The sequence below is a fragment of the Agromyces humi genome (assembly GCF_009720255.1).
Lineage (GTDB): Bacteria > Actinomycetota > Actinomycetes > Actinomycetales > Microbacteriaceae > Agromyces > Agromyces humi.
The window spans coordinates 1-5,422 of record NZ_WJSP02000255.1; the positions used below are offsets into that span (position 1 = coordinate 1).

6 protein-coding genes and 1 pseudogene are annotated in these 5,422 nt (G+C 71.2%); 4 read left to right on the forward strand and 3 right to left on the reverse strand.

Going from position 1 to position 5,422, the window contains the following annotated elements:
* A pseudogene (locus GH736_RS16310) lies at positions 1 to 272 on the forward strand (amino acid deaminase/aldolase); the annotation flags it as partial.
* Positions 269 to 1,624, forward strand: a complete 1,356-nt coding sequence (locus tag GH736_RS16315) for a D-arabinono-1,4-lactone oxidase (RefSeq protein WP_159605211.1) — start codon at positions 269 to 271, stop codon at positions 1,622 to 1,624. The pseudogene GH736_RS16310 and the gene GH736_RS16315, both read left to right, overlap by 4 nt.
* On the opposite strand, the gene GH736_RS16320 is transcribed toward GH736_RS16315, so the two are convergent.
* From GH736_RS16320 to GH736_RS16330, 3 genes are read right to left on the reverse strand one after another with little or no spacing between them, the layout of a single operon-like run.
* Positions 1,599 to 2,333, reverse strand: coding sequence for an ABC transporter permease (locus GH736_RS16320; protein WP_159605213.1), 735 nt, complete (start codon positions 2,331 to 2,333; stop codon positions 1,599 to 1,601). The two genes, GH736_RS16315 and GH736_RS16320, sit on opposite strands and share 26 nt — an antisense overlap.
* The gene (locus GH736_RS16325; RefSeq protein ID WP_159605215.1) at positions 2,330 to 3,103 is read right to left on the reverse strand and encodes an ABC transporter ATP-binding protein; all 774 of its coding nucleotides are present in this window, start codon (positions 3,101 to 3,103) and stop codon (positions 2,330 to 2,332) included. Before GH736_RS16325 ends, GH736_RS16320 begins: the two co-directional genes overlap by 4 nt.
* Positions 3,093 to 3,755: a TetR/AcrR family transcriptional regulator gene (locus GH736_RS16330; RefSeq protein WP_235934340.1), complete on the reverse strand. Its 663-nt coding sequence runs from the start codon at positions 3,753 to 3,755 to the stop codon at positions 3,093 to 3,095. The genes GH736_RS16325 and GH736_RS16330 overlap by 11 nt, the downstream gene beginning before the upstream one ends.
* Positions 3,756 to 3,884: 129 nt before the next feature.
* Between GH736_RS16330 and GH736_RS16335 the strand changes: the two genes are divergently transcribed.
* Both GH736_RS16335 and GH736_RS16340 read left to right on the forward strand, forming a co-directional pair.
* On the forward strand, positions 3,885 to 4,451 hold the full coding sequence (locus GH736_RS16335) for a LemA family protein (protein ID WP_159605217.1): 567 nt from the start codon (positions 3,885 to 3,887) through the stop codon (positions 4,449 to 4,451).
* 9 nt (positions 4,452 to 4,460) lie between these two features.
* Complete coding sequence (locus GH736_RS16340) at positions 4,461 to 5,339, forward strand: M48 family metalloprotease (RefSeq protein WP_159605219.1); 879 nt, start codon at positions 4,461 to 4,463, stop codon at positions 5,337 to 5,339.
* Positions 5,340 to 5,422 lie beyond the last annotated feature (83 nt).

Sequence of the window (5,422 nt, forward strand, 5' to 3'; positions counted from 1 at the left end):
GGATCGCGTCGGGCCCGCCCGCTGCCGACCGGGTGCCGCGCATCGTCTGGCCCGAGGGTCTCGCGATGGTGCCTCGGGAGTCGGCCGGCGAGGTGCAGACGCCGGTCACCGGCCCCGCTGCCCGGCGGCTTCGTGCGGGTGACCGCGTGTGGTTCCGGCACACCAAGTCGGGCGAGCTCTCAGAGCACCTCAACGAGTTCGCCGTCGTCGACGGCGACGCGGTGGTCGACACCGTACCCACCTACCGAGGCGAGGGGAAGGCATTCCTGTGACGGCGACCGGAGACCTGTGGCGCAACTGGGGCCGCACCGAGGCGGTGCGCCCGGTGCGCGTGGAGCGGCCGGCCACGGCCGGCGCGGTGCAGCGGGCGGTCACCGCCGCCGCGGCATCCGGCCTGCGCGTGAAGCCCGTCGGCGCCGGCCACAGCTTCACCGGCATCGCCGTCGCCCCCGACGTGCAGCTCGACCTCGGCGACCTCACCGGGGTCATCGACGCGGATGTCACGACCGGCCGGGTCACGCTCGCCGCCGGCACCCGCCTGCACCAGCTGCCCGCCCTGCTGGCCCCCTACGGACTGGCCCTGCCGAACATGGGCGACATCGACCGGCAGACCATCGCCGGAGCCACGTCCACCGGAACGCACGGCACGGGGCTCGGCTTCGGCGGCCTCGCGACGCAGATCGTCGCCGCCAAGCTCGTGACCGCTAGCGGCGAGCTCCTCACCGTCAGCGAGACCGAGCGGCCCGAGCTGCTGCCCGCCGTGCGCGTCGGGCTGGGCGCGCTCGGCGTGCTCGTCGAGGTCACCCTGCAGCTGGTGCCGCGGTTCGTGCTGCAGGCCGTGGAGCGGCCCGAGCCATTCGGGCTCGTGGTCGACGAGTGGCTCGACCGGGTGCGCGCGCACGACCACTTCGAGTTCTACTGGTTCCCCCACACCGACACGGCCCTGACGAAGACGAACACGCGACTGCCCGCCGATGCGCCGCGCAGGCCCCTCGGGCGCGTCTCGCGCTGGATCGACGACGAGCTCGTGGCCAACGGGCTGTTCGGCGTCGCCTGCGGCGCCCTCACGGTCGCGCCGCGGCTGACGCCCCACCTCGCCTGGCTGACCGACAAGCTCAGCGGCAACCGCGACTTCAGCGACTTCTCGCCGTCGGTGTTCACGAGTGCGCGACGGGTCCGGTTCCGCGAGATGGAGTACGCGATCCCGCTCGAGGCGGTGCCCGACGCGGTGGGGGAGGTGCGCGCGCTCATCGAGCGGAAGGGGTGGAACATCACCTTCCCGATCGAGGTGCGCGCCGCGGCATCCGACGACAACTGGCTCTCGACGGCACACGGCCGCGACACCGGCTACGTCGCGGTGCACCGCTACTTCCGCGAGGACCCGCGCGAGTACTTCGCCGCCGTCGAGGAGATCATGCGCGGCTTCGGCGGACGCCCGCACTGGGGCAAGATGCACACGCAGACCGCCGAGACGCTGCGCGACGTCTACCCGCGCTTCGGCGACTTCCTACGGGTGCGCGACGAGCTCGACCCCGAGGGCCGCTTCGCGAACGCCTACCTCGACCGGGTGCTCGGCGGGGTGACGACGGATGCCGCCGCTACGGAGTCCGCCGACGCAGCGTGACCGACCCCAGCACGATCGAGCCGATGATCCACGCGATCACGACGAGGAGCTTCGTGATGATCCACGCGGAGTCCTCGTCGCCCGTGGAGACCGCGTTGAGCGCGTCGATGGCGTAGGTGAGGGGCAGCCAGCCGCTGATCGCCTCGAGCCCCGCGGGCAGCTGGTCGGTGGGCAGGAAGATGCCGCCGAGCAGCACCTGCGGGAAGACGAACACCGGGAGGAACTGCACCACCTGGAACTCGGTGCGGGCGAACGCACTCGCGAGCAGGCCGAGGGCGGTGCCGAGCAGGGCGTCGCAGATGGCCACCGCGAACAGCAGCACCAGCGACCCCTCGATCTCGAGCCCGCACACCCAGACGGCGAACGAGACGGCGATCGCGGTCTGGAAGACGGCGAGGAACCCGAACGCGAGCGCGTAGCCGAGGATGAAGTCGCCCTTGCCGAGCGGCATCGAGAACAGCCGCTCGAGCGTGCCGCTGCGCCGTTCGCGCAGGGTGGCGATGCTCGTCACGAGGAACATCACGATGAACGGGAAGAGCGCCAGCATGGCCGGCCCGATCGAGGCGAACGTGTCGGTGTCGGTGAACATCCAGGCGACGAGGCCGATGAGCAGGCTCGGCACCACGAGGAGCAGGCCGATCGTGCGCGGGTCGTGCCGGATCTGCGAGAGCACGCGGCCGGTGGTCGCGAACGTGCGTGCGAGGTTCATCGTGCCGCCTCCCGTCCGGATTCGGGTCGCAGGTCGGGCTGGCCTCGCTCGATGAGCCGCAGGAATGCGGTCTCGACGTCGTCGGTGCCCGTGGCCTCCAGCACGCCGGGCACGGTGTCGTCGGCGAGCAGTGCGCCGTCGCGCAGGAGCAGCAGGCGGTCGCAGCGCTTGGCCTCGTCCATGACGTGGCTCGACACGAGCAGGGTCGCGCCGTCGGCGGCGAGCCGGTGGAACAGGTCCCAGAGCTCGACCCGCAGCACCGGGTCGAGGCCGACGGTCGGCTCGTCGAGCACGAGCACCTCGGGCGCGCCGAGGAGGGCGGCGGCGAGCGAGACGCGTCCGCGCTGGCCGCCCGAGAGCGCGCCGGCGAGGCGATCGGCCACGGAGCCCAGGTCGGTGCGCTCGATGACGGCGTCGATATCGGATGCCGGTGCGCCGAGGATCCGGCGGAAGTAGGCGAGGTTCTGCCGCACCGTGAGGTCGTCGTACACGCTCGCCTGTTGCGTGACGTAGGCGAGGCGGGTGCGGAGCTCCCGCGAGCCGGCCGGGAGGCCGAGCACCTCGATACGGCCCGAGTCGACGACCTGCACGCCGACGATGGCGCGCATGAGGGTGGTCTTGCCGCTGCCGCTCGGGCCGAGGAGGCCCACGATGCGTCCCTTCGGCACCGTCAGCGAGAGGCCGTGGAGCACCGGGATGCGGGCACGTCGCACGTGCAGGTCGTCGACGACGACGGCCGGCGGCGCTGCGGCATGCGCCTTATTCACCATGTGAGGAATTGTGCGCTCGCACCGATGCGCTGTCAAGCACCGGGCCCGTGCCCGTGAGGTGCCACTGCACCGCCGGAGCGACGCGCGCCACGATCTCGTCGTCGCTCATCGACGCCACCGGATCGAACGCCAGCACGTAGCGCAGCATGATGACGCCCACGAGCTGCGACGCGGCGAGCTGCGCGCGCAGCTCGGCGTCGGCCTGGTCGGCGATCCGGCCGGCGAGCCGGTGCATGATCTCGCGGCGGAGGAACTCGCGGAGCATCCGGGCGACGGGGCCGTGCCCGATCGCCGAGCGCATGGCCGCCGTCGCCGCTGGACGCACCGCGGGGTTGTCCCACGCGGTGAGCACCGTGCGCACGAGCCTGGCCCCGAGCTCCTCGAGCGGGCCGTCGAGCGCGCCCTGCACCAGTCGGTCGGGGCGGAGCGGCACCGCGACGACCTCGACGACGAGCGCCGACTTGTCGTCGAAGTAGTGGTGCACGAGCGACGGGTCCACCCCGGCGCGGCGGGCGATCGAGCGGATGGACGCGCCCTCGTAGCCGCGCTCGCCGAACTCGGCGGCGGCGGCCTCGAGGATCCGGGCCTTCGTGTCGTCACGGTTCGCGCCGCGTGGGCGCCCGCGTCGTCGCGGCTCTGCACGCTGCTCCACACGGCGAGCCTACGCCCGGCGGTGACCGCGGTTCCCTCCGAGTCTCATGGGAAGCCCACTGGTGCCGCCTGACCGCTCGGTAGGATGAAGGCACCCCCGATCGTCGCTGGAGCGCTAGGAGTCCGTGCCATGGAATGGCTGATCCCCGTCATCATCGTCGTCGCGCTCGTGGTGATCATCGGGATCTACCTCTGGGCGACCTACAACTCCCTCGTGACCCTCAACGTGCGCGTCGACGAGGCGTGGAGCGACATCACGGTGCAGCTGAAGCGCCGTGCCGACCTCATCCCCAACCTCATCGACGCCGTGAAGGGGTATGCGGCCCACGAGAAGTCCGTCTTCGAGAACGTGACCCGCGCCCGCGCCGAGACGCTGCAGGCGCAGGGCCCGGCCGAGGCGGGTGCCGCCGAGAACCACATGCAGCAGGCGCTGAAGTCGATCTTCGCGGTCGCCGAGGCGTACCCGCAGCTGCAGGCCAGCCAGAACTTCCTCCAGCTGCAGTCGGAGCTGGTCGACACCGAAGACAAGATCCAGGCATCGCGGCGCTTCTACAACGGCGGCGTGCGCGAGCTCAACACGAAGATCAAGGTGTTCCCCAACACCCTGTTCGTGCGCGGGCTGGGCTTCCACGAGCGGGACTTCTTCGAGGTCACGGAGCCTGCGGCCATCGCAGAGCCGCCGCGCGTGCAGTTCTAAGGGCCGGCGTTGTACCGAGCGATCGCCAAGAACAAACGCAACACCGTCTTCATCATCCTGTTCTTCCTGGCGATCATCGGCGGGCTCGGATGGCTCGCGGCGTGGGTCTACCAGGACCCCACGATCGTCATCGTCACGGTGGTGATCGCCAGTGCCTACGCGCTGTTCCAGTACTTCACGGCCGACCGGCAGGCGCTCGCCATGTCGGGCGCGGTCGAGCTGGGCAGCAAGGCCGATCATCCCAGGCTGTGGCGCACCGTCGAGAACCTGTCGATCGCCACGGGCACGCCGATGCCGCGGGTGTTCGTCATCTCCGACCCCGCGCCGAACGCGTTCGCGACCGGGCGTGACCCCGAGCACGCCGTGGTCGCGGCCACCACCGGCCTGCTCGAGCTCCTCGACGACGCCGAGCTCGAGGGCGTCATGGCCCACGAGCTCGGGCACGTGCGCAACTACGACATCCGGCTCTCGATGATCGTGTTCGGCCTCGTCGTCGCGGTCGGGTTCATTTCCGACATGTTCGTGCGCATGACGTTCTTCGGCCGCAACAACAACAGCAACGGCAACCCGATCCTGCTCGTCGTCGGCCTCGTCGCCATGCTCATCGCCCCGCTCGTCGCGAGCCTGGTGCAGCTGGCGGTGTCACGACAGCGCGAGTACCTGGCGGATGCCACGGGCGCGATGGCCACCCGTCACCCCGACGCGCTGGCGAGCGCCCTCGAGAAGCTCGAGCAGTACGGACGGCCGATGCGACGCCAGAACACGTCGATGGCCCACCTCTGGATCGCCGATCCGCTCAAGCCGGGCGTGGTCGGCCGCCTCTTCGCGACGCACCCGCCGATCGCCGAGCGGGTGAAGCGGCTCGAGGAGATGGGCGGCGCCTTCTAGTCGCCTTCGTCGTCGCGGCGCGGGGTCGCGGCGGCGCTGCCACGCCTCAAGCCGTCGCGCCCTACGCTGCCGCGCCTCACGCC